At 35.2% G+C, this 23,113-nt stretch carries 24 protein-coding genes; 14 read left to right on the forward strand and 10 right to left on the reverse strand.

What is annotated here, in order from left to right; genetic code table 11:
- Positions 1-37: 37 nt before the first annotated feature.
- From ACWPWS_RS02015 to ACWPWS_RS02025, 3 genes are all read left to right on the forward strand, one after another.
- A complete protein-coding gene (locus tag ACWPWS_RS02015; RefSeq protein WP_454045320.1) occupies positions 38-1,024 on the forward strand; it encodes a 2-hydroxyacid dehydrogenase in 987 nt (328 codons plus the stop codon).
- A 49-nt stretch (positions 1,025-1,073) separates the two neighbouring features.
- Positions 1,074-1,367, forward strand: a complete 294-nt coding sequence (locus tag ACWPWS_RS02020) for a hypothetical protein (RefSeq protein ID WP_454045321.1) — start codon at positions 1,074-1,076, stop codon at positions 1,365-1,367.
- A gap of 147 nt (positions 1,368-1,514) precedes the next feature.
- The gene (locus ACWPWS_RS02025; protein WP_454045322.1) at positions 1,515-4,091 is read left to right on the forward strand and encodes a T9SS type A sorting domain-containing protein; all 2,577 of its coding nucleotides are present in this window, start codon (positions 1,515-1,517) and stop codon (positions 4,089-4,091) included.
- A 129-nt stretch (positions 4,092-4,220) separates the two neighbouring features.
- On the opposite strand, the gene ACWPWS_RS02030 is transcribed toward ACWPWS_RS02025, so the two are convergent.
- Positions 4,221-4,658 carry an endonuclease domain-containing protein gene (locus ACWPWS_RS02030; protein ID WP_454045323.1) on the reverse strand — a complete coding sequence of 146 codons (438 nt, stop codon included), beginning with the start codon at positions 4,656-4,658 and terminating at the stop codon, positions 4,221-4,223.
- Positions 4,659-4,918: 260 nt separating this feature from the next.
- Here ACWPWS_RS02030 and ACWPWS_RS02035 point away from each other — a divergent pair, with 260 nt between their 5' ends.
- The 3 genes from ACWPWS_RS02035 (at position 4,919) to ACWPWS_RS02045 (ending at position 8,623) form a co-directional block, all read left to right on the forward strand.
- Positions 4,919-6,904, forward strand: coding sequence for a urocanate hydratase (locus ACWPWS_RS02035; protein WP_454045324.1), 1,986 nt, complete (start codon positions 4,919-4,921; stop codon positions 6,902-6,904).
- Between the two features lie 16 nt (positions 6,905-6,920).
- Positions 6,921-7,463, forward strand: coding sequence for a Crp/Fnr family transcriptional regulator (locus ACWPWS_RS02040; protein WP_454045325.1), 543 nt, complete (start codon positions 6,921-6,923; stop codon positions 7,461-7,463).
- Between the two features lie 389 nt (positions 7,464-7,852).
- Positions 7,853-8,623, forward strand: coding sequence for an MBL fold metallo-hydrolase (locus ACWPWS_RS02045; RefSeq protein ID WP_454045326.1), 771 nt, complete (start codon positions 7,853-7,855; stop codon positions 8,621-8,623).
- A 263-nt stretch (positions 8,624-8,886) separates the two neighbouring features.
- Here the strand turns inward: ACWPWS_RS02045 and ACWPWS_RS02050 are convergent, their stop codons facing one another.
- The 4 genes from ACWPWS_RS02050 to ACWPWS_RS02065 all read right to left on the reverse strand — a co-directional run bounded on the left by ACWPWS_RS02050 (position 8,887) and on the right by ACWPWS_RS02065 (position 11,225).
- The gene (locus tag ACWPWS_RS02050) at positions 8,887-9,201 is read right to left on the reverse strand and encodes a hypothetical protein (RefSeq protein ID WP_454045327.1); all 315 of its coding nucleotides are present in this window, start codon (positions 9,199-9,201) and stop codon (positions 8,887-8,889) included.
- A 429-nt stretch (positions 9,202-9,630) separates the two neighbouring features.
- Positions 9,631-9,885 carry a TIR domain-containing protein gene (locus ACWPWS_RS02055; RefSeq protein ID WP_454045328.1) on the reverse strand — a complete coding sequence of 85 codons (255 nt, stop codon included), beginning with the start codon at positions 9,883-9,885 and terminating at the stop codon, positions 9,631-9,633.
- 128 nt (positions 9,886-10,013) lie between these two features.
- A complete protein-coding gene (locus tag ACWPWS_RS02060; protein WP_454045329.1) occupies positions 10,014-10,412 on the reverse strand; it encodes a hypothetical protein in 399 nt (132 codons plus the stop codon).
- Between the two features lie 99 nt (positions 10,413-10,511).
- A complete protein-coding gene (locus ACWPWS_RS02065; protein WP_454045330.1) occupies positions 10,512-11,225 on the reverse strand; it encodes a hypothetical protein in 714 nt (237 codons plus the stop codon).
- Between the two features lie 560 nt (positions 11,226-11,785).
- Here ACWPWS_RS02065 and ACWPWS_RS02070 point away from each other — a divergent pair.
- Positions 11,786-12,496, forward strand: a complete 711-nt coding sequence (locus tag ACWPWS_RS02070; RefSeq protein ID WP_309513505.1) for a DUF6261 family protein — start codon at positions 11,786-11,788, stop codon at positions 12,494-12,496.
- A gap of 211 nt (positions 12,497-12,707) precedes the next feature.
- Here the strand turns inward: ACWPWS_RS02070 and ACWPWS_RS02075 are convergent, their stop codons facing one another.
- On the reverse strand, positions 12,708-13,082 hold the full coding sequence (locus ACWPWS_RS02075; RefSeq protein ID WP_454045331.1) for a helix-turn-helix domain-containing protein: 375 nt from the start codon (positions 13,080-13,082) through the stop codon (positions 12,708-12,710).
- A 478-nt stretch (positions 13,083-13,560) separates the two neighbouring features.
- On the opposite strand from ACWPWS_RS02075, the gene ACWPWS_RS02080 reads away from it, so the two are divergent.
- Entirely contained in the window at positions 13,561-14,106 is a 546-nt protein-coding gene (locus tag ACWPWS_RS02080) for a hypothetical protein (RefSeq protein ID WP_454045332.1), read from the forward strand.
- Between the two features lie 64 nt (positions 14,107-14,170).
- On the opposite strand, the gene ACWPWS_RS02085 is transcribed toward ACWPWS_RS02080, so the two are convergent.
- From ACWPWS_RS02085 to tpx, 3 genes are all read right to left on the reverse strand, one after another.
- Positions 14,171-14,893: a chitosanase gene (locus ACWPWS_RS02085; RefSeq protein ID WP_454045333.1), complete on the reverse strand. Its 723-nt coding sequence runs from the start codon at positions 14,891-14,893 to the stop codon at positions 14,171-14,173.
- 19 nt (positions 14,894-14,912) lie between these two features.
- Complete coding sequence (locus ACWPWS_RS02090; RefSeq protein ID WP_454045334.1) at positions 14,913-15,488, reverse strand: DUF2272 domain-containing protein; 576 nt, start codon at positions 15,486-15,488, stop codon at positions 14,913-14,915.
- Between the two features lie 155 nt (positions 15,489-15,643).
- Positions 15,644-16,213, reverse strand: a complete 570-nt coding sequence (gene tpx / locus ACWPWS_RS02095) for a thiol peroxidase (protein ID WP_185126794.1) — start codon at positions 16,211-16,213, stop codon at positions 15,644-15,646.
- Positions 16,214-16,499: 286 nt separating this feature from the next.
- Here tpx and ACWPWS_RS02100 point away from each other — a divergent pair, with 286 nt between their 5' ends.
- From ACWPWS_RS02100 to ACWPWS_RS02125, 6 genes are all read left to right on the forward strand, one after another.
- Positions 16,500-18,128: an NADP-dependent glyceraldehyde-3-phosphate dehydrogenase gene (locus tag ACWPWS_RS02100; RefSeq protein ID WP_454045335.1), complete on the forward strand. Its 1,629-nt coding sequence runs from the start codon at positions 16,500-16,502 to the stop codon at positions 18,126-18,128.
- Between the two features lie 147 nt (positions 18,129-18,275).
- Complete coding sequence (locus tag ACWPWS_RS02105; protein ID WP_309513511.1) at positions 18,276-18,785, forward strand: RNA polymerase sigma factor; 510 nt, start codon at positions 18,276-18,278, stop codon at positions 18,783-18,785.
- Positions 18,786-18,796: 11 nt separating this feature from the next.
- Positions 18,797-19,612 (forward strand): hypothetical protein, encoded by an 816-nt coding sequence (locus ACWPWS_RS02110; RefSeq protein ID WP_454045336.1) that lies wholly within the window; start codon positions 18,797-18,799, stop codon positions 19,610-19,612.
- 61 nt (positions 19,613-19,673) lie between these two features.
- Positions 19,674-20,033, forward strand: a complete 360-nt coding sequence (locus ACWPWS_RS02115; RefSeq protein ID WP_105680620.1) for a DUF7716 domain-containing protein — start codon at positions 19,674-19,676, stop codon at positions 20,031-20,033.
- A 303-nt stretch (positions 20,034-20,336) separates the two neighbouring features.
- A complete protein-coding gene (locus ACWPWS_RS02120; RefSeq protein WP_454045337.1) occupies positions 20,337-20,846 on the forward strand; it encodes an RNA polymerase sigma factor in 510 nt (169 codons plus the stop codon).
- A 13-nt stretch (positions 20,847-20,859) separates the two neighbouring features.
- The gene (locus tag ACWPWS_RS02125; RefSeq protein ID WP_209783987.1) at positions 20,860-21,450 is read left to right on the forward strand and encodes a hypothetical protein; all 591 of its coding nucleotides are present in this window, start codon (positions 20,860-20,862) and stop codon (positions 21,448-21,450) included.
- A 41-nt stretch (positions 21,451-21,491) separates the two neighbouring features.
- Here the strand turns inward: ACWPWS_RS02125 and ACWPWS_RS02130 are convergent, their stop codons facing one another.
- Entirely contained in the window at positions 21,492-22,886 is a 1,395-nt protein-coding gene (locus ACWPWS_RS02130) for a S41 family peptidase (RefSeq protein ID WP_454045338.1), read from the reverse strand.
- Positions 22,887-23,113 lie beyond the last annotated feature (227 nt).

Below are 23,113 nucleotides of genomic sequence, written 5' to 3' on the forward strand. Positions count from 1 at the left end.
AGGTTTTTTTATTTAAAAATCATTAAACAATAGTACAATGAAAGTTTTTATCAATAAAAGAATTCCGGAAACAGGAATTAAAATGCTGGAAGAAGCAGGACTGGAAATACTATTTCCTGAAAAAGAAAATCTTTCTTACGAAGAATGGATGAGCTACTGTAAAAATGCAGATGCCCTCCTAAATGTAGGCGGAGACTTCAGATATGATAAGAATTTTTTTGATGCCTGTCCCAATATCAAAGCCATCGCTCTGTATTCTGTAGGATTTGACCATGTAGACATTAAGGAAGCTACTCAAAGGAATATTCCGATAGGAAATACTCCGGATGTTTTGAGCAGAGCAACTTCAGATGTTGCATTTTTACTGATGCAGGCTGTGGCAAGAAGGGCAAGCTACAATTTCCAGAAAGTGAAAGAGGATAACTGGGGAGCATTTGATCCTTTACATGCTTTAGGACAGGAATTGTACGGAAAAACACTGGGGATTTTTGGTTTGGGGCGTATTGGTTATGAAATGGCCGAAAAGTCAAAAAAAGCTTTTGGAATGAACATTATTTATCACAACCGCCACTCCAATAAAGAAGCAGAAAGGGAATTAGGCGCAACCTATGTCTCTTTTGATGAACTGATTCAGAAATCAGATGTGCTGAGTGTTCATGCCAACTTTACCCCTGAGCATAAAGAGCTATTCAATGAGTCCATATTTGAACAGATGAAACAGAATGCGATCTTTATCAACACAGCCAGAGGAGGGTTTCACAACCAAAAAGATCTGTATCAGGCGCTTGTTGATAAGAAAATCTGGGGAGCAGGCCTGGATGTTACCAATCCGGAACCTATGTCAGCAGATGATCCTATTCTTGGACTTTCCAGTGTGTGTATTCTTCCGCACATCGGATCTGCTACGGTTGAAGCCCGAAATGGGATGGCAAGACTTGCTGCAGGAAATATAATCGCGTTTTCGAAAAATGAAAAAATGCCACATTGTGCAAATCCTGACGTTTATTCTGATCATTTATCATAACTTGGAATTATTTTTGTTCTGAATATATAAACCTAAAATCTTAAATAGTATGGCACCAGAGAAAAATATTAATGAACAGAATAAAAGGTTAGAACACATGGATTATAACCCGAATGAAGATATATTTAAGAGAGAAAAACACATTTCGCTCGATGGAGACGGAAATCCTATTTTGGATGAAGATTTTGACGATGATAAAATTGATAAAGGATTAGATATTCCCGGAGCAGAAGATGATGATAAAATGGAAGAAATAGGAGAGGAAGATGAAGAAAATAATTATTGGAGTCTCAGTGATAATGAAGATGACCATGAAGAAGAAAACGATGATGTTTTAACCTAACATTTGATAATAACAGACTAAGCCTTGCTGAATTTCAGTGAGGTTTTTTGTTAATCGGAAACTTGTCCTTGGGTAAATGTTTGAATTGCTGGGGTGAATCATGTCAATTAATATGAGTATTTTTGCCGAAAACTAATATTAAACTTTATGATGATGAGTTTCTACACCAGAGTACTACTGGTTTCTTTTCTAAGTGTTATTTTTTCTAATCTTTATTCTCAGAATAAGTATATAAAAGACCCTGATTTTAATGCGGCTTTTCAAACCAATAAGTATTTTGTTGATGGCAAAGGGCAAATCGAATTTAGTATTTCCCAGCCAGACGGGAAAATTCTTGTTGTATACAAAACATTCATACCTGTTCCGGGAGGTGATATTTACAATATGGTAAGGATCAATCCTGATAATTCTATAGATCCCACTTTTACCACAGCTGTTTTTAACAGGTTTGTGAAAAGTGTAGCGTTGCAGAGTGACGGTAAAATTCTTGTAGCGGGAGGGTTTACTTTACATAACAATATAGCTTCCAAATTTATTGTAAGGCTTAATGCGAATGGAACTAAAGATTCTGCTTTCAATATTGGAAACTTTTCATTTCCTCAATTTACCGATAATCCTTCTGTAAACAAAGTAGCAGTGCTTGCCGGAGATAAGATTCTGCTTGGTGGGAATTTCATAACTTATAATGGAGCAACCAAGAAATATATTTTAAAATTGAATACAAACGGATCTGTAGATTCATCATTTGATTTTGATTTTACAGGATATGATTCTGATGTCAGTAATTTTGAACTTCAGCCAGATGGTAAAATTATTACAACGTACTATTTCAATCGTATTTTAAGACATAATGTAAACGGATCTGCTGATCCTTCATTTACACAACCTGATTATTCCAATTTTAGTGGAGTGGGAATTAAAACGGTTGCTGTGAGAAATGATGGTAAAATTTATATTGGTGGGAAATTTATTTTTGGCGGAAATAACCAGTTTTTAATGAGGCTGAATGCAGATGGAACAAGAGATCTGGGGTTTGTAGTTAAAAGCTTTTATCAGAATTATCCTTCAGGAACTGGTGCTGACGGGGTTTATTCAATCCTTTTACAGCCCGATGGAAAAGCACTGGTAGGCGGAAGTTTTAAATCGTATGGCGGGCAGTCTGCGCCGGGAATTATGCGTTTAAATGATGATGGCTCACTGGATCCTACTTTTCAGGGAAAAGTAACACGTCTGGTGAATGGATATTCATTTTCAGACTATGTTAATAATCTTAGTTTTCATTCAAGCGGAAATGTTATTGCTACCGGTTCTATGAAATATTATAATGAAGACGTGGCCGGGAATATTGTGATGTTTTCTTCTTTAGGCGGAGATAGAATTTCTACTTTTCAAAATATTTGTAAAGGTTTTGACACTGCTCCCAATAAAATATTTATGCAGCCGGACGGGAAGATTATTGTGACGGGTAATTTTTATGCTTACAACGGAAAGCCAAGTGATAGAATTGTGCGTCTAAATCCTGACGGAAGTGTTGATAACGATTTTAAAGTGCCATCACCCTTATTATTTCATTCGTCTCAAGAACCCGCTGATATTAAATTTTTATCCAATGGTAAAATATTACTGGGAACAGAAGGAACGATAAACGGAGGTGAAAATGGAGGAGGAGTTGTAAGGTTGAATTATGACGGAAGTTTAGATCCTACATTTTTTAGTTTGGTAGGCAATGATCGGGGATTATATGGATCATTAAAATTTAAGAACTTTATTCTGTTTAATGATGGTAAAATACTAGTTCCCGGAATGTTTTATTATGTTAAAAATAATGTATCGGTTCCTATTGATAATAAATTCGTAGTTCTGGATCAGGCCGGAAATATAGATACCACTATAGATTATGCAGAGCCTTACAGTTTGCTTGGCAGACTTAAATTGCTGCCTAATGACAAGATTTTATTAACGGGGTATGACAGTAGTTTGTCTAAAAATGTAATGGCCAGACTATTACCCAATGGACAAATAGACGGAACCTTTACAACAATAACATCTCAGCCAAATATTAATGACATGTATCCTGCACCGGATGGAAAAATCTATGCTATTTCTAATCTGATTTTTGGCCATAAACTGATGCGCTTTAATGAAGATGGAACATTGGATAATTCATTTACTATACAATCTTATGATGATGGAATGACTACCCGTGAACAACCATTTGAATTTGAAAATAATGGGAAATTTTTTACTGCTTTTACTGAGCTTTTCAATTTTAAAGGACTTGTAAGACATAATCCCAATGGAACCATAGATAATACTTTTGATATCGGAACCGGTTTTGTAACGCCATATCCTAATAATTATTCAGATGACGTATCTTCAATTAAGAGACAGGGAAATGGTTTTCTTGTAGGCGGTGAGTTCAGGGAATTTGATGGTCAACCCGTGAGAGGACTTGTCAGACTTATTCCTCAAACAACTTTGAATACCCGAGAAGAGAAAACCGGTAAGAAAAACTCTATCTATCCTAATCCGACAACAGGTATTCTGAATATAAAAACAGAAGGATTGAATCAATATCAAATTATAGATAATTTAGGTAGAGTAATTATCAGTTCAGCCGAATTAAAATCAACAATTGATGTATCTCATCTTCCTGCAGGTGTATATTATATACATTTAAAAGGAAAAAAAGAAAATGTTGTTGAAAAATTTATAAAAAAATAAAATTAAAAGTATTGTTACCCAATACTGTACATACAACCTTACTGAATTTCAGTAAGGTTTTTTTATGTGAAATAACAACTAATATGGGTAAGGGCAATTCCCCTCCCTTGGAGGGGTGGATTCAAAAATTTAAAGAATTTTTGAAGACGGGGTGGTTCCATAGTGCAGAATGATAAATTCTTCCAACTCCTTCATCACCACATCCAAATTATTCCTCACATCAAAATCAGTAATTCTGAAGACCAACAACCCCAAAGATTCGAGATATTCTTCTCTTATCCCGTCATAAACCTGCTTTTCATCATGACTTGAACCATCTATTTCTATAATGAGTCCTAAAGTTTTCACATAAAAATCAACGATATAATTGCCAATAATTCTTTGTCGGTCAAAATCAATGGTATGAAATTTTTTTGCACGGACTTTCTTCCAAAATAGTACTTCACCTAAGATCCGGGCTTTACGTTTTTCTTTTAATAATACTTTTAAATAGCGGTTGTAGGGTAGATTCTCAACAAAATTCCTGCGGATCGGAATTCCGTTGATGATGGTGAGGGTTTCTTTCATTGTTGTGTTATTAACCACCCCGTCTTTCAAAGTTGTTAACTTTGAAATCCACCCCTCCAACGGAGGGGAATTCAGGTGCATTTATTCAAATATAGTATTTAATATCAAATGGAGGCTGGTTTACAGCTTTCATAACTTTCCCTAAACCCTAAACCCTAAACTTTAAACCATTCTTCCCTTCCCCTCTTGCCTATATTTCCTATTTTGAATATCTTTAAAACTTCAAACATTGTTTAAAACATAGATCTTTAAATAGCAATATGACATTCCAAGAACAGATACAGCAGGGGATTCCTAATCAGCTGCCACAACCAAAACCATACGAAACCAATATCAACCATGCTCCGAAGCGTAAAGAAATTTTAGGAGAAGAAGAGAAAAAACTGGCATTGAAGAATGCATTACGTTATTTTGATCCTCAGTTTCATGCAGAACTGATTCCTGAATTTAAGCAGGAACTGGAAGATTACGGAAGGATTTATATGTATCGTTTCCGTCCGGATTATGAAATGAAAGCAAGGCCTATCACAGACTATCCCGGAAAATCTGAGCAGGCAAAGGCAATTATGCTGATGATTCAGAATAACCTGGATTATGCCGTAGCACAACATCCTCATGAATTGATTACCTATGGTGGAAATGGAGCTGTATTCTCAAACTGGGCTCAGTATCTGCTGACCATGAAGTATCTGTCGGAAATGAGTAATGAACAGACGTTGGTGATGTATTCAGGGCATCCGATGGGATTATTCCCGTCTCATAAAGATGCTCCTAGAGTAGTTGTAACCAATGGAATGATGATCCCGAACTATTCAAAGCCGGATGACTGGGAGAAGTTCAACGCGCTGGGCGTTACCCAATACGGGCAGATGACTGCGGGAAGTTATATGTATATTGGTCCGCAGGGAATTGTTCATGGAACAACGATTACGGTGTTAAATGCATTCAGAAAAATTAAAAAAGAGTCGAAAGGAGGTCTTTTTGTAACTTCAGGATTAGGCGGAATGAGTGGAGCTCAGCCAAAAGCAGGTAACATTGCAGGCTGTGTTACCGTATGTGCCGAAGTAAATCCGAAGATTACAAAGATCCGTCATGATCAGAAATGGGTGAATGAAATCCATGAAGACCTTGATGCTTTGGTAAAAAGAGTAAGAGAAGCACAGGCGAATAAAGAAACCGTTTCTTTGGCTTACCTTGGAAACATTGTTGAGGTTTGGGAAAAATTCGATCAGGAAGATTTAAGAATCGACATCGGATCAGATCAGACATCCCTTCACAATCCTTGGGCTGGTGGTTACTATCCTGCAGGACAAAGCTTTGAAGAATCTAATACAATGATGGCAGAAAACCCTGAATTATTTAAAGAAAAAGTTCAGGAAACATTGAGAAGACACGCCGCAGCCATCAATAAACATACAGAAAAAGGAACGTATTTCTTCGACTACGGAAATGCCTTTCTATTAGAAGCTTCCAGAGCCGGAGCCGATGTAATGGCAGAAAATCCGACATTGGGCAGAGAATTTAAATATCCGAGTTATGTTCAGGACATTATGGGACCTATGTGTTTCGATTATGGTTTTGGACCGTTCCGTTGGGTATGTTCCAGCGGAAATCCTGAAGATCTGCAGAAAACAGATGATATTGCATGTGCAGTATTAGAAGAAATGGTTAAAAACTCTCCTGAAGAGATTCAGCAGCAGATGAAAGATAATATCCAGTGGATCAAGGGAGCACAGGAAAATAAACTGGTGGTAGGTTCACAGGCAAGAATTCTTTATGCAGATGCTGAAGGAAGGATGAAAATTGCGGAAGCCTTCAACAAAGCCATTAAAAATGGAGAAATAGGTCCTGTCGTATTAGGAAGAGATCACCATGATGTTTCAGGAACAGATTCTCCTTACAGAGAAACTTCAAATATCTATGACGGATCAAGATTTACTGCGGATATGGCCATTCATAATGTGATTGGTGATAGTTTCCGTGGGGCTACCTGGGTTTCCATACACAATGGTGGAGGAGTAGGTTGGGGTGAAGTGATCAACGGAGGTTTCGGAATGCTGCTTGACGGAAGCGATGATGCCGACAGAAGACTGAAATCTATGCTTTTCTGGGATGTAAACAACGGAATTTCTAGAAGAAGCTGGGCAAGAAATGAAGGCGCTATTTTTGCGATTAAAAGAGCAATGGAAGTAGAACCGAATCTGAAAGTGACCCTTCCGAACCTTGTAGACGAAAACTTATTGTAATACATAAAATTCAACATTGGCAACCATCAACAAACAAATGTTTTCACACCTGAACGTAGAGGATAGTGATCCTGTATGGGAAAAGTTTGCTGAGGTTGAATTTATAAAGAAAACTCAATTTCCGGACAATAGAGCCTATCTTGTAGAAGACGGGCTTGTTCGGAAATATTACATCAACAGTACCTCAGATATTGATACCGAAATCTGTGCAGAATTTTACTTTCCCGGTGATATTTTTACAGTGGAGGAAAAAGCCCCTGATACAGTTTACGAATCTCTCAACAGTGGCCTGGCCTGGGAAATCACTCTGGATGAGGTAAAAGGTCTGTTTGCTATAAACCCACACTGTCGTTTTGTTCAGAACTACTATCTGAGCAGAAAGCTCAATGCTGCTATGAAAAGAGAAATGTTGCTGTTGAAAAATACTCCTCAGGATCTCTATGAATACCTGCTGAAAAACAAACCTCATTACATACAGAATATTCCTTTAAAATATCTCGCCTCTTATATCGGGATTACCCCCATCTCTTTAAGCCGAATCAGAAAAAGAATGATGTAAGCTGGAAATTTGAAGATCATAAAAGAACCTACTAATACTATATTATCTTGCTGAGTTTTTTTAACGCAAAGTTTCAATTTTAAATCCACATTATAAGTGAGCAAAGGATGAATCGATTTTCAATCGATTTGATGAAGCGTGCTCATACCATTAGCTTAGACAACGGCTTTGCCGCCTTCTTTGCCCCCTTAGAATCTGCAGTTAATAAATAAAAACTTTGCGATTATAAAATCCTTATTGTTAATTCAAAGAAAAGACAATAGAAAGTGTAGAGAAATAATCAACTTCCATCCTCCATCTTCAAACTTCTCTCCTCAAAACATCCTCATTAATTATCTTTTGTTTATTGTCTGGCCTTCCGTAAGTCTTTTCCTTTGCTAAAAAAGAATATGGAAATACAAAAACTAAACTGGGCAGGCATCCGCCTCACTTCTCACAACAAAACGATCTTAATAGATGCCGTAGAAGATTTCTCTTACTATAAACCTGTTTTGGGTGATGCTGTAGAAAATCTTTTAGCGTTTTCAGATCATGTACAGGCAGATTATATCCTGTTTACGCATTTGCACCTTGATCATTTTGATAAAGAGATCATCCAAAAATGCCTAAAGAAAGATGGAAAACTGATTGTCTATGCAGGACTGGAAACCATTGTAAAAAAGCTGGTAGAAGATGTTGAAATCATTACTCTGGATCTTGACGAAACCTTTACAGAAAATACTATCACCTTTAAACCTGTATTTGCCATGGATGGAGTAGGAGAAATACAGTCTTCATGGATTATTGATGATGGAACCACAAAGATCTTTCATGGCGGAGATACCATCTGGCACAACCAGTTCTGGAAGCTTGGAAAGGAAAACCCAAACATAGACTATGCTTTTTTACCAGTAAACGGAGTTGTAGTGAACTTTGAAATCATCGGTTTGGAATACAGTCCGGTTCCTGCTTCCCTCAATCTGAAAGAAGCCTTTGCGGCAGCCCATCTTTTACATGCTAAAAAACTGATTCCCATTCATTACGGGTTATTTGCACACGAGAAATGCTATATTCCTCAAGTATTTGATGACAATGATATGAAGTCTATTTCAGAGGAAGTAGGACAGGAGTATATGATTTTGAAAGGCGGAGCAGTGTTATTAAAATCTCAACATCAATAGGAACGGGCTATTATCCTGAGAGTATATGAGGTAAGCTCCGTTTTTATAGATAATATGAAAACCTACCATGAGGTAGGTTTTTTCATATCTCTTTCCATCAAGACTTAATTTAGATATTGTAAATAGAGTGTATAAAGAAGTATGCCTTACGAATTAAAATTTAATTAGAATAAATGCTTTTATAAATTTATCTTTAAAATGCCTATTTATTTAGTTTTCGTTAGCTATTTCTATAGGTTAATAATCTTAGGACTAGCTATTATCTAGTCATTTTCAGTATCACCAAAATCAAGAAATGAAAGGATAATTTCAAGATCCGAATCACTTAAATTATCTTCAATATCGCTAAAGTCTAATCTATTCAAAGCTTTATCTGAACATTTGCAACATCTTGTATTTAAAACGGCAAAATACATTATTGAAAGTACAATTGTTAAATTTTCTAATTTTAAAGAGGGGTATCTTGAAATTAAAGAAAACCTTAGCATTTCAGAATTTTTCTTTTTACCTAAAATTTCGCATTCAGAACTTGATTCTTCAATTTTGTATTCAAACCCTAAACTACTTAAGTCGTCCAATAATTCTATAATTTCTTCTCTTGTGTAATTTGTAGTTCTTTGGATTAATCTTATATCTTCATGTAAATCAGTCTCTATATCGTGTTTACATGAATTAATAACTATAGCTGTAAGAAGTTTTCTTTCTCTTGCATTAGTTTTTTTTAAAGTTTCAAATACACATATAACAGATTCTTCTGCGTCTTCATCAAAAAAATCTTCATATATGGAAGTTAGAGCGGAGATAATATAATTTTTCTTTTGAGGAAGAAACTCTTCAGGTTCAATTTCACCTAATTTTTCAATTATTTTTTGCTAGTTGGGCGGGTCTTAAATCTTTTAATGATAAATAACCAACAGTATTTCTAATTCCTGATATTTCGGTGTCATCAAATCGAACTGGTAGTATATATTCTTCATTTTCAGCAAAAGCTCTAGCTTGCGCACTTTTTAATTCATGATTCGTCCATATTTTCTTTGAATATGCTCTCCAGAAATAAAAATAACAGCATATTTTGCTTTTCTTTGATAGATATTATCAAGATGTTGGTATAAATCTTTACCCCACAAATTAACAGTTTCATAACTATCGTAAAATACCTTTACTCCTTTATTTTTAAGATGTTTAGCGACTTGTTCGACATATTTTCTATCCTCTCCTGCAAAAGATAGCACAACATCATATTCAAGTTCAAAACATTTCATTGTTTGTAAATATATTTTTTAGATGAAAAGACTTACATAGCAAATTATAGATTGCAAAAATACACTAAATGGATTAAACATTCATTTACATTTACTTAGTTCCTATTAATTGTAGTAGTTTTTAAATTTTACAGATTAGTATAATATTCACTAAAAGTAAAATTATATAAAGAGTACCATAAAGACTTAGAAAAACAACATGAAAATATATTAGTTTCTAAATTTTTAAAATCATTTTTTGATATTTCCATTGAAAAATCAATGTGAATTTCATCTAATATGCGAACTTTATTATATAGAATTCTGTATTTTCTTTCTAATTGTAAAAAATAAGCATTTAAATACCAAAATAAAGGTATAATTAAATAGTTTATAATATTATAACTTTTGTCTGATTCTTTATTTGATAAAGTATAAACAGCCGCAAAAATTGTGATGCACCATCCTTTAATAACAAAGGAATTTGTACTCATTCTGTTTATCGTATTTTGAATAAATTCTAAATGTTTTAATTTATTATCATTCATTAAAATAATTTTGTAAATTTTTTATTAATGGGAAGTTTTCTATACAAATCATCGAGAGCCTTCTCTGGATCCATAGAATAATACTGCTTTAACCAATCATTAAAAAAAATCTTCTGATATTGTTTCTAAATGTGATAGTTCTAATTCATAAGATATTTCAAAATTTTTGTAATCTGATTCATTTAAATTTTCAGCTTTAGTTAATGTGTCTGAATATGTTCTCTTAAATCTTAATAACCTTTCAGGTGTAATTTTATTAATTATTTTTGAGGTGTTTAGCTCTGCAAAAATCCATGGAGAATTAGTTGTATTATTTATCTCATTCAAGATTGATGTGGATTTTGGAGTATTAAGAAAGATTAGACACTCACTTTGATTTATCATATTATTTAAAGCAGACATAAGCATTAGATGAACATGGGTTGTACTATAATTTCTTTTTTCATATACATAAGTAGATGAGTTTTCATTGTAGCAATATTTATCATCTATTTTCCTTAGTAATTCATTTGAGTTCCCCCAAATTGTAGAATCTATAAATGTATCAATATTAAATTTATCTTTTAAAGCTCCTGCAATAGTTATAGCTAAATTAAAATCGTTGTGTGAATGGGATAAAAATATATGTGATCTTATCAAAGGAAACCAATCTTCCATAATTAGTTTTGCACTCAAAACATCATTAGTAATAGAATATTTTTCGAAATTTAGTTTGATATCCCTTTTTTGATTTTCAAATATTTTTTTTCCTAGTTCGAAATAATATCCACTGTTCACTTCTCCTTTAATTTCGAGATTAAATCCTCTATACATTTGATTTTAATTTTGTTTAAATTTGTTTGCGAGCCAGATTTTAGTTATAATTTCTGGTAGACTTTATATAATCACTTTATGGATATTTTTATTAATTTAGGCTATTCTTCTATTGATTAATTTTTGTATTAATCTCTTTGAAAATTCAATTTTTTATCTTGAAATCCTTTTGTAGACTTCTTTCATATGAATGTTTAAGGTCTGGCTAATTATTATATTCAATAAACTTAAATTAGATATATTGTTTTAGTCTAATCTCGCAATTTCCAAATATAAAAAAACAAATTTATTCAAACTTACGGAAATCCGTAATCCTAGGTATATTGTTTACAACCTCCCCAATCTCTCCGAAAGTCTAAAACAATACTAAAACACCCCTCCCAAGCCCTCCGCTTATTAAAAACAAGTATGTTTGAAACCTCCCAAGAACTTTAGAAGTCTCCAGCAAGTCGGGGGAAACCTTCTAACGCTTTTGGAGGTTTGTTGCAAGTATATTTGTAACCCAACAACTTTTTTCTATATTTGATTATTAATTTATTAATCCCAAAAAACACAAAAAAATGAAAATTGCCCTCACACAGCTGAGCACTAAAGATCTTGCGACTTTAGCTCAGAGAATTCTTTCTAATGCCCAATCCGGAAAATATCCTGTTATCGACAATCATCCTCTTGTAGGAGCTTTGGTGTCTTCCTATACGGAATACGATAAGGTCTATACAAAGCAGATCTACAGTGGAAAAGGAAAAGATGTGGCTACCGCTGATCACGAAAGAGATATTGCCTATACCAATCTGAAATCTTTCCTGAACGGCTATCGTAAACTACCTTCTGCAGCCAACTATCAGCTGGCAGAGGATCTCTACGGAGTATTCAAAACTTTTGGACTGAACCTGGATAGGCTGAGTTACTCTTCACAAACGGCTCAGATGAAAAAGCTTATAGAAGAACTAGAAACGACAGATAACAAACAGAAGATTACACTTCTTTCTCTGGACGCAGCATTTGCAGAGATAAAAGCTAAGCAGGATGCTTTTGAAATAGTGTTTGCAGAGCAGGCAGGGGCCAATGCAGATCTTCGTCAGATGACGAGTGCGAGTGCCATCCGTAAAGACCTGGAGAAAACATTGAAAACTTATATGAATCTTCTCACAGCAATGAAGTCGGTTCCAGGCTGGGAATTGCTGTACAGTGATACCAATGAGTTGGTGAAGGCTGCCAAAAACTCTTCGTTCGGGAAGAAAGAAGGTGATGATACCACACCACAGAAATAAGTGTTTTGTTGGAAAAACGCGAGGGTGAAAATTTAGTTTAATCTTGGCGTTTTCTAACTGCAACATAAAAAAACTCAGCATACAGCTGAGTTTTATTTTTTTGAACCATTAAGGATTTTTAAGTTTTGAAGTTTAGTTAAGGGGAAACATCAGAGATGTTTTATAAAGCGTGATGCTTAATATTCTTAATACTTTCAATCTTCTTAATGGTTTATTTATTTTTAAGAGCCTTTATTTCTTCCTGCAACCTTTCATTTTCCTTCTTCAGGTGTTCTATATAGTCCCTTTGGTTTTCCAAAAGAAATTCGGGTATGTTACAATAATAATTTCCACTTACCGTCCCAATGTTATTACTATTGGTATTATTTTCAAAATTATTGATCTGTTTTGCTTCCTCTTCTTCATAGATTTCCTCTACAGGAACTTCCAGGTAACGGGCAATTTTTTCCCATTCTTCCTTTCTTATGGCTACATCTCCACTTTCTTTTCTGCTGTAGTTGGATACATCTGTGGCGATGATGTCAGCAACCTGCTGTTGTGTGATGCCTTTTCTCTTTCTTACGTTGCGTAGTTTTTCTTTTTGCATTACCCGTATTTTCTACAAATATGCAAAATTTTACCCGAAAAAAAATATTTCTTTTTATCAGAAATTGTGAGAAAGTACGATTTCTTAGCCATTGGCGAGCTTTTTACGTTTTTATTGTTATTCCATAGAAATCTATGCAGTGAAAGCTTTTAGATTGATGAAAAAAATAAGAATTTAGATTCCTTCGGAATGACAAGGTGAGCGCGTAGGAAGTATATATAGACATTTATTTGCCCAGACTTTAATACAAACTATTCGATTGGATTATCCATGCAGGTTGTCATTCCGTAGGAATCTATGCAGTGAAAGCTTTTGGATTGATGAAAAAAATAAGAGTTTAGATTCCTGCGGAATGACAAGGGGAGCGCGTAGGAAGACTATGTACACAATTTTTCAACAAAATTTAAAATGTTAGAAAATTTCAGAACTCTTTCCAACCTTTTTTACCATCACTGCATCTTTATAAGAAAAGAGCATTATGAAAATTACCATACCCAAGCCCTGTCATGAAAACTGGAATGCAATGACGCCTGAAGAAAAAGGTAAATTTTGTGCGGTCTGTTCAAAGACTGTCCATGATTTTACCGGTTTTTCAGATGAAGAATTAGTAGCCCGTTTCAATTTGGAGGAAAATATATGTGGAAGATTTCGGGAAGATCAGTTGGGAAAAAATCTGAACTTTTCAATAGCCGGAACATTAGCATTGGGACTTTTAATGGCAGGCAGTATCGTGAATACAGTCCATGGACAGGATACAAAATCTCAGACGATAAAGGGCGGAGTAGCTGTGATAGGGAAGTCTGTGGTTTATGAAAAACCTGTCAGAATGGGAGCTCCATTATCACAACCTGCAGCTAAACCTTTGATTGTAATCAATGGTAAAACAAGTTCATTTGAGAAAATGAAAGCATTGAACCCGAAAGATATTAAAAGCTTCAGTACTCTTTCTGGGGAAGCCGCTGTAGATCGGTATGGTAAAAAGGCTAAAGATGGAGTAGTTCTGATTACTACCAAAAATAAGTAGAAGCTTAAAAAGCAGTCATATAAAAACCTGCAATAAGCAGGTTTTGTGGTTATTAATTTTATTTTTAAAACTGAACTCCCTGGGTTTTAAAGGGCTTTTCAAGTTTCCAGTTGTCATCAACAATTAAGTTCTTAAAAGTTTGGGTTCTGTAGGCAGACGCTCTTACTTCTTTGGTTTCATAATTAGAAAGCCAGGCATGTCTTGCAGCAGTGTATTGGGTGATCCATCGTTTTTCATCACCTCCCATATTGGGCGGATATTCCGGAAACTTTTTACGAAGAGATTCTCGGATGCTTCCACTATGGATATAACTGTCAAAGAAGACCAGCAGAGATAAGGGAAGAGTGAAACCATTTGACTTGAACCAGTTTAAGGCTGGCTGGAAATATCTCAAATCAAAAAAAGCTTCCTGTACCGTGTGCATGATCGGGTCGTTTTGACCTGCTTTTTTCAACGTTTCTACAAATTCCTCATTCTGATAAAGGGATACGGGAATACCTCCTTCTATTTTACCTATTTCATTGACATAGCTTTTGAAAAAGTCTGCATAAGTCCCGTTTGCTTCTATATACATTTCGATCAGCTTTTTAAGATTTCCAAACTCCGTGGTCTGAAACCTTCCATAGGTGATCTGTCTGTAGTAATTATCGTTTAATCTTTTATCTCTGTAAGCGACATAGGCATCATAGCCTCCGGAACGTTTTCCGTTTTCAAAAGTACTGATGACTTCTGCAATTTTATTGGCGGCAGGCTGGCTGATCCCTGAAGGTAAATTTTTAAATTCCATGGTTTTTGTTTTTAATGGTCTATTTTAAATTTTCAATGATGGAGATGAAAGGATTGGAAGATCTTTGTATAATAAGACCATTATGGTCAAGTCTTACTTCTTTCTGTCTGATAGAGTCTCCCTCATTTCCGCCAACGGTAATAAGATAATGACCCTCATCATCTTCTCCCGTTTCTATTACAATTGCAGAATGCGATTCATAAGAATTATGAGCTTGGGCATACGCATAATCGAATTTGTTGCCACTTCTGTTATTGTGAACAATATCGCCGATCTTAGGTCGGTATTCTGTAATTTTTCTCGCCCGGAATACTCCTTTGCTACTTATTGTATTCTGAATAGCAAAGTGAACAAATTTTGAGTGGGACACTGCAAACCGGAACTCGGTTTTGGTAGCACCCGCTTTTTTTACACACCAGGAAACAAATACGGCAGACCATGGTACTTCTACGCTTTCAAAAGTCTCACTCAGATCCGTCCAGTATTTTTTGATCTGTACGCTTAATTTTGCATCCCCTTCATCCATATTTCTGTACTCTTTGTATTGCCCTAAGGCAATGTTTGATAACTTTTTTGAAAATTCTGTTGTTGCCATAGTAAGTGTTTTTTAATAGATTAAAAGTACAGTGCATTGGATTAAATTGAAATTACCCGTTTGGGTACTTTTGTGATGCATACAGAAGGTTATTATAAACAGAGGCTCCGGCGATCGAAGATCGCCGGAGCCTATTATTTTAAAGCAAAAGCTTACTATTTTACAGCGGCAATAGCTGCTTCATAATTGGGTTCTTGTGAAATATCAGCCACTTGCTCTTCATAAATGACTTTTCCTGAAGGATCTATTACCACAACAGCTCTGCTTAGAAGTCCTTTCATCGCAGAATCTACCAGTTCCACTCCATAGTTCCATCCAAAATCTGAACGGAAGTCTGAAAGCATGACCACATTTTTAATCCCTTCAGCACCACAAAATCTTTTCTGTGCAAACGGTAAATCTTTAGAAATACAAAGTACTACTGTATTGGGAAGGTTTCCAGCCTCTTCATTGAAATGATGTACAGATGCAGAGCATACTCCGGTATCTACACTTGGGAAGATATTCAGAATAACATACCTTCCTTTGTAGGAATCCAGCGTCTGATCATTCATATTGACATCTGTAAGGGTAAATTTAGGAGCGGGCTTATTCAGAGCCGGCAATTTAGCGTAGGTATGAACTTCCTTTCCTCCCATTAAAACAGTATTGATCGCTTTAGATTTTTGAGCAAAGCCCACTGCAGAAAAGAATAGCAGTGTACCGCAAACTAATTTTGAAAACATGAAATTTTATTTTTAGCTAAATTATTCTTTTTTCAGGAGCTAAGATTAATTTTAATTCAAATAGATCGAATCTATTGTCAGATTATTTTTTACAAAATATTTTACCTCTACCTTTATATTATAAAATGTAGTAGTTTCAAGGTGTCATTCTGAATGAAATAAAATGTAATGAAGAATCTCATATAAAAATCAATAAAGATTCTTCCTTCGTCAGAATGACATGAGTCAAATTATTTAAATTTTGAGACAATTTCAATCTTATCACATAAAAAAAATAGAAAGATTTATGAGTTCAGAAAATACAGCATCATTTCATCACATTTTTAAAGCAGAAAACGAAATTCCGGAAGAATATAAAGTTCCGGTCATTCATCAGAGAACTTATCTTTTGAATGGCGAACTGGTAGAGTGGAACGGCGATGTTACCGAAATCTATTCTCCGGTATGCATCCCCACAGAAAACGGATTGGAAAGAAAGCTTCTTGGAAGTATTCCGAATATTGGTCCAAACGAGGCTATGGAAGTTCTTGAAGCCTGTGTAAAAGCCTATGATAATGGACTTGGCGAATGGCCGACAATGTCTGTGGAAGGACGTATCAAATGCATGCAGAAATTCGTATACCTGATGATTCAGCAGAGAGATTTGATCATTAAGCTGCTGATGTGGGAGATCGGAAAAACGCTGGCAGATTCTACCAAGGAATTTGACCGTACTGTAGATTATATCAATCAGACCATTGATGCACTAAAAGATCTCGACAGGGAATCATCCCGTTTTCAACAGGCTGAAGGGACTATCGCACAGATCAGAAGAGCACCTCTTGGAGTGGTTTTAAGTATGGGACCATTTAATTATCCTCTGAATGAAATTTTTACCACATTGATTCCGGCTCTGATCATGGGAAATACCATTCTTTTTAAACTTCCAAAACATGGAGTATTGGCTCATTATCCTTTATTAAATGCTTTCAAAGAAGCATTCCCGAAAGGAACGGTGAACACCTTATACGGAAAAGGATCAGAAATTATCACACCGATCATGGAAAGCGGAAAAGTGAACGTTTTGGCTTTTATCGGTTCAAGTAAAGTGGCTAACGGACTGAAAAAACTCCATCCGAAAGTGAACCGTTTAAGAGCTATTTTAAGTTTGGATGCGAAAAATGCAGCTATCGTGACCAAAAATGCTAATCTGGATGTAGCGGTGAGCGAGTGCATTTTAGGAGCGCTTTCTTTCAATGGACAGCGTTGTACGGCATTAAAGCTAATATTTGTTCAGAAAGAAGTGGCCTTGGAATTTACTGAGAAATTAACTGCCGCCGTTTCTGCGTTGAAGGCTGGGCTGCCGTGGGAAAAAGACGTCAAAGTAACACCACTTCCGGAAGTGAACAAACCTTCATATTTAAAAGAATGTATTGATGATGCTTTACAAAAAGGAGCTGCAGTTCTGAATAAAGATGGAGGTTATACAGATGAATCTTTTGTTTTTCCGGCAGTAGTATATCCCGTAAACAGTGATATGAAACTGTATCATGAGGAGCAGTTTGGCCCTGTGATTCCTGTTGTTCCCTTTGATGATATAGAAGAACCTATAGACTATCAGGTGAATGCTTCCCATGGGATGCAGGTGAGTATTTTCAGTGAAGATCCCCATGAAGTAGCAAGACTGATTGATCCGTTTGTTAATCTTGTAAGCCGTGTCAACATCAACTGTCAGGCACAGCGAGGTCCGGATGTTTTTCCTTTTACCGGAAGAAAAGACAGTGCGGAAGGAACACTTTCTGTTTTTGATGCACTTCGTTCGTTCTCTATCAGATCTTTGGTAGCGGCAAAACTTACAGATTCTAACAAAGAGTTACTGAATACTATTGTCAGAGAACATGATTCTAACTTTTTAAGTACCGATTATATTTTCTGATTGCAATTGATTTAACATAAAATAAAAATCCTCAATAAATATCTTACTTTATTGGGGATTTTTTTAACTTAATGCCGGAAATTAGAGTTTTGTGTTATAATAAGGTGATGTTTTTAGAAATATCATCTAAGGATCAGTGGGTAAATCATGTCTTCACCGGAAAAAGAATTTTTAGAGAAAATTGAAAAACACAAAGGGGTTGTTTTCAAGATCTCTAAAATGTATATGGATAATAAGGACGATCAGAATGACCTCTATCAGGAGATCATTTACCAGGCCTGGAAATCATACGCTGATTTTCAAAAGAGAAGTGATTTCTCTACATGGCTTTACAGAACTGCGCTTAACACAGCAATTGTTTTCCTGCGAAGTGAAAAAAAACGTAGTTTTATACAGAATCAGAATGTAGATGGGATGAGTGCCCGGCAGGAACCTTATAATGATACGGATGATGTGAATATGAAGCGGATGTATGAAGCCATCCATCAGTTGAGCCCCATAGATAAAGCCCTTATCTTTTTCTTTTTAGAAGGGTTTTCGGGAAAAGAGATTGCTCTTCAGCTGGGAATTACCGAAGTGAATACACGGGTAAAGCTGAAAAGAGCTAAAGAAAAACTGAAAGAGATTATTAGTGGGCAAGATGCCGATTCCCATTAAAAGATAACACAATGGATTTAGAAAACTTTAAAGAACTTTGGGATAAAGATACAGGAAAGGAATCTCCTGAAATTTCTCTGGAAAAACAGAGAGAAATACATTCTCCGTTAGAAATGCTGAAAGTGAATATGCAGACAGAGTTTTGGCTGATGATTGTTACACTGCCTTTACTTCTGACCAATTTTCCGTTTGCATCTGCAGATTCTAATATTAGAACTATATCAGCATTTGTCACTGTTCTGACGGTTGCTATTATCATCTATTTTTATTCCCGCTTTCTGAAATTATACAAGATGCTTCAGAAGAACAGTATCAATACCAATTATGATCTGTTCAGCCTTAAAACCCAGCTTCTTATCTCAAAAGAGATTTATATTTCCTATTATATTTCTTATATCCCTCTTGGATTTCTTTTGTCTCTGATTAAAATTAATTTCCATTTTGATATGGAATATAATCTGGCGATCTTCGGGATCAGCGTTCTGATCACTCTTCTGTTGATTGCTTTTATTATCAGATACTGGATCTACTATATGTATGGAAGATATATTGATGATGTGGTACGGTTGGTAGATGAACTTAATGGAATAGAAGTAACTCCTAAAAAGGAAAGGAGAAAAACATGGTTTGAACGCTCACAGAAATTTTTTATCAATAAGATGGGGATCAAAGGGAACATCCTGAATACGGTCTTATGGTTTGTATCGATGTATATTTTTATCATTTTATTTTTGACAATTGTTCTTTTGATCATCATAATCGTGGGGGCAAAACTTAATTTCCTTGATATCGGATCATTACAGAGAGCTTTAAATAAACTGAATTAGAAATGCTTTATCTTCTATAAATTTTCTATCTTTAAAAAGTTGAGTTGTTAAAAAATATCAGATGGATGAGATTAAAAATCAGATGTATTGTATAGAAGAATTTCTGGAGCTTGTGAAGCGTAAGCAGGACAGGAAGGAGTCTTATGATCCGGAATACAATTATGCGGTCTATTCTTCAAAAGATGAATTTGAACCGGAAATGAAAGTTTTTATCGGAGATCCTTTGGATATAGGAGGAAACGATAACGAAATCTTACCTGATTTTGTATATCATAATAAACTTAAGTATATGTGTTCTGATGAGAATATTCAGGATGTGGTGGATCTTGCCTTCAGGCAGTATGCTGAGGTGTCTTCTTCTCAGCTTATCACTGCGCTGAATTACTATATTGAAAAAGATGATTTCTTAGATTTTAAATAAATCAGAACTGAATATTGATACAAAACCTTGATATTTTTTATATCAGGGTTTTATTATATGTAACATTTTTACCTTTTTTCTACTAACTGTTCAAATCAATAAAATATTGGCCTGGTAGGCTTTTAAAGATAAAATCCAACAAAAATTATTTCGAGTCATGCTATTCAGAGAAAATAGTGAAAAAGTTTAAAAAACACACAAAATGAGACCTGACAGTATTTTTCTGTCAGGTTTTTTTATTTCTTTTGTGAAAATCTGTAACAATTTTTTTAAATGAAAACTAACTCTATAGAGTAACAAGCTATGACCTCATTAGAACAAGAGTTTATACGTAAAATTGAACAGCATAAAGGAATCCTATTTAAGATTTCTAAAATGTACATGACTGAAAAGGATGATCGTGATGATCTTTTTCAGGAGATTACCTATCAGCTCTGGAAAGCATTTCCCGGTTTCAGAGGGGAAAGTGAATTTTCTACATGGCTGTACAGAATCTCTTTGAATACAGCGATTATTTTCCTTAAAACAGAAAAGAGAAGAAGCTTTATTGCCCGTGAAGATTTTTCTAATCAAATCATTGTTCAGGAAGATTATGATTACCATAAAGAAGAAAGACTGACAGAAATGTATAAAGCTATTCATCAGCTCAATCCCATTGATAAAGCCTTTATATTCTATTATCTCGAAGACTTTTCAGGAAAGCAGATTGCAGAGCAGATGGGTATTTCTGAAGGTAATGCAAGAGTGAAAATGAACCGGGCAAAAAATAAACTTAAAGATATCTTAAGCCAAATAAAAACCAACAAACATTAAAATCAGTAATCCTATGAATATAGATGAATTGAAAAATACCTGGAATGAAGATATTGTGGAAGAAACTCCTGAAATCAGTATAGAGCAAAGAAATAAACTGAATCTTCCCCTTGAAAAAATACGTAAGAACATGCGTGTGGAATTCTGGTGGGTAATAGGAATCTTTGTTTTCGCCTTTCTGGTGTGTTCTGTATGCAGACCATTCAAACTTCAATTGTACATAACGGTTTTGATTGCATCCATGCTTATTGTCACCGTTTTCTTTTTCAGTAAGTTCTTTACATTGTATAATGAAATCAGTAATCCTGCACCCAAAACCTATGATTCTCTGAAAGATCTGGTGATGCAGCTGAACCTTAATAAACAGTATTATCTCTCATACTACATCAGTTTTGCCCCATTTCTGGTGTGTGAAATCCTTATTGTCCTGGAATTTATTCCCTGGCCAAAACCATTGAGTGAACTGAAGATTGCAGTCATTTTAATCGGATCGGTGATTGTAGGATTGTTTTTACTGTATCTGGCTGGGAAATTCTGGTTTCACCGCTATTACGGAAGATACATTCAGCATATTGAAAATCTTCTGGAAGAGTTGAAAAGATAAAAAAAATTTCGGCGGGCTGAAAGCCCGCCGAAACTCTATACTTATTGTCCTTTATTTTGCTTTTCTTTTGCTATTTCCTTTTTTATCCAATCCAGCTGAGGATCTTTTTTATCAAGAATATCCTGCATATTTTCAGTAATAGTTACATCAGGGACAACCCCTTTCCGTGAGTCTGAAAAATTAATATTAGGCTGTACTAAAAGTAATCCGATAGGGAATCTTATTTCAGAATTCGGAAGTTTCTGATACGAATAAAAACCTGCAACAGTTCCGTCATTGGCACCTCCGGTTTCTTCTCCTACCAGCGTTGCTCTTTTGTCGTTTTTAAGCTTAGCGGTAATAATAGAAGATGCGGAGAAGCTTCCTCCGTTGATCAATACAAAAACTTTTCCGTGAAAAGATTCCTTTTTGGGTTTTGTAGGTTTGTCAGCCTTCATCTTGTAGAATACTTTTCCATCCTTTTTATACGTACTGAAAGTCTGTGCAAAAAAGTAGCTCGGATAGGCAATGCTTTTAAGAGCATATTCTAAGGGAGTACTTTTTCTGAAATAATTTGTACGCAGAGGAACATTCCTGGAAGTTAGCTGAGACGGTTTGATCAGGGTAAATGGTTCATCGGCCAGATAAGAATACAGATTATTGATTTCATACAATGATCCACCATAGTTATTTCGGACATCTATGATAAGGTAGGAAGACTTTGCATGACTGATCTTGGCAAAAGTTTTTTTATAAAATTCATCCGAATAATCTCTTGAAAAGCTTTTCACCTTGATATAAGCAATGGTACTGTCTTTATCCAGAAATCTGAAACTCCTGTTATATGAATTACTAGAAGCTACATAGTCATTCAGTTTCTTTTCCGGAGTTTTTTTCTGCATTTCCTTATCCTTTTCAAGATCAGAATCGGATTTCGTTTCTCGGGTTAAGGTATATGTTCGCTTTTCTCCCTCGTAAAGGGTTTCAAGAGTAGCTTTAGTCCCAAATCCATTTTCGGCAGTATAGAAATTAAAGAACAGGTCTTTTAAAAAATACGGCTGGAAAGTGGTATTGTCACCATCACTGCTGATCAGGCCTCTGTACTTCTTTATATAATCAGATACAGGAACATTGTTGATAGATAAAATCTCAGTTCCCGGTTGTATATGCTCAATAGAATCTCTGTTTTGAATGATATACATCCTGTCTCCAGAAATGTAATATTCAAAACGGCTGAACATCCCTTTCTGATGTTCCAGTCTTTTGATTTCTGTTTTGGTAAATTTCTTTCTGGGAATTCTTAATGAAAGATGGCCTTCGCGAATTCCAGCAATGACAGGCTGGAGCTTAAAATAAAACTGTAGAGGAGTAAGAGGTTCGGTGATCGTCTGTTTAAGACTGTCAAATTTATATTCCAATTCCTTCTTAGGAATATACCAGTATAGTTGAGGGTGCATTTGCTGTAATTTTGAATAGGCAAAATCTACATCCTCCTTAAGTTGCTCCGGTGGAATACATGAAGCCCGCTGTTCGTTATGTTTTTTTATAGAGGCACATGACGAAAGGATAGCGAGAAGAAATATTACCGAATAATTTTTCAATGTATCTGAGTTTTTTTAAGGTGCTAAAATAGAAAGTTTAAAATTAATGATGACCTAAAAGCATAATAAATTTTTTAAAATAC

This window comes from Chryseobacterium sp. Marseille-Q8038, assembly GCF_965111995.1.

Bases quoted from the DNA above. Each gene is read 5' to 3' on its own strand.
- ACWPWS_RS02070 (WP_309513505.1), top strand. From the start codon at position 11,786: ATGAAAATTGCCCTCACACAGCTGAGCACTAAAGATCTTGCGACTTTA.
- ACWPWS_RS02055 (WP_454045328.1), bottom strand. From the start codon at position 9,885: ATGAAATGTTTTGAACTTGAATATGATGTTGTGCTATCTTTTGCAGGA.
- ACWPWS_RS02090 (WP_454045334.1), bottom strand. From the start codon at position 15,488: ATGGCAACAACAGAATTTTCAAAAAAGTTATCAAACATTGCCTTAGGG.
- ACWPWS_RS02125 (WP_209783987.1), top strand. From the start codon at position 20,860: ATGAATATAGATGAATTGAAAAATACCTGGAATGAAGATATTGTGGAA.
- ACWPWS_RS02100 (WP_454045335.1), top strand. From the start codon at position 16,500: ATGAGTTCAGAAAATACAGCATCATTTCATCACATTTTTAAAGCAGAA.
- ACWPWS_RS02130 (WP_454045338.1), bottom strand. From the start codon at position 22,886: ATGCACCCTCAACTATACTGGTATATTCCTAAGAAGGAATTGGAATAT.
- ACWPWS_RS02060 (WP_454045329.1), bottom strand. From the start codon at position 10,412: ATGAATGATAATAAATTAAAACATTTAGAATTTATTCAAAATACGATA.
- ACWPWS_RS02025 (WP_454045322.1), top strand. From the start codon at position 1,515: ATGATGATGAGTTTCTACACCAGAGTACTACTGGTTTCTTTTCTAAGT.
- ACWPWS_RS02110 (WP_454045336.1), top strand. From the start codon at position 18,797: ATGGATTTAGAAAACTTTAAAGAACTTTGGGATAAAGATACAGGAAAG.
- ACWPWS_RS02075 (WP_454045331.1), bottom strand. From the start codon at position 13,082: ATGCAAAAAGAAAAACTACGCAACGTAAGAAAGAGAAAAGGCATCACA.
- ACWPWS_RS02015 (WP_454045320.1), top strand. From the start codon at position 38: ATGAAAGTTTTTATCAATAAAAGAATTCCGGAAACAGGAATTAAAATG.
- tpx (WP_185126794.1), bottom strand. From the start codon at position 16,213: ATGTTTTCAAAATTAGTTTGCGGTACACTGCTATTCTTTTCTGCAGTG.
- ACWPWS_RS02065 (WP_454045330.1), bottom strand. From the start codon at position 11,225: ATGTATAGAGGATTTAATCTCGAAATTAAAGGAGAAGTGAACAGTGGA.
- ACWPWS_RS02045 (WP_454045326.1), top strand. From the start codon at position 7,853: ATGGAAATACAAAAACTAAACTGGGCAGGCATCCGCCTCACTTCTCAC.
- ACWPWS_RS02115 (WP_105680620.1), top strand. From the start codon at position 19,674: ATGGATGAGATTAAAAATCAGATGTATTGTATAGAAGAATTTCTGGAG.
- ACWPWS_RS02080 (WP_454045332.1), top strand. From the start codon at position 13,561: ATGAAAATTACCATACCCAAGCCCTGTCATGAAAACTGGAATGCAATG.
- ACWPWS_RS02035 (WP_454045324.1), top strand. From the start codon at position 4,919: ATGACATTCCAAGAACAGATACAGCAGGGGATTCCTAATCAGCTGCCA.
- ACWPWS_RS02030 (WP_454045323.1), bottom strand. From the start codon at position 4,658: ATGAAAGAAACCCTCACCATCATCAACGGAATTCCGATCCGCAGGAAT.
- ACWPWS_RS02120 (WP_454045337.1), top strand. From the start codon at position 20,337: ATGACCTCATTAGAACAAGAGTTTATACGTAAAATTGAACAGCATAAA.
- ACWPWS_RS02020 (WP_454045321.1), top strand. From the start codon at position 1,074: ATGGCACCAGAGAAAAATATTAATGAACAGAATAAAAGGTTAGAACAC.
- ACWPWS_RS02085 (WP_454045333.1), bottom strand. From the start codon at position 14,893: ATGGAATTTAAAAATTTACCTTCAGGGATCAGCCAGCCTGCCGCCAAT.
- ACWPWS_RS02105 (WP_309513511.1), top strand. From the start codon at position 18,276: ATGTCTTCACCGGAAAAAGAATTTTTAGAGAAAATTGAAAAACACAAA.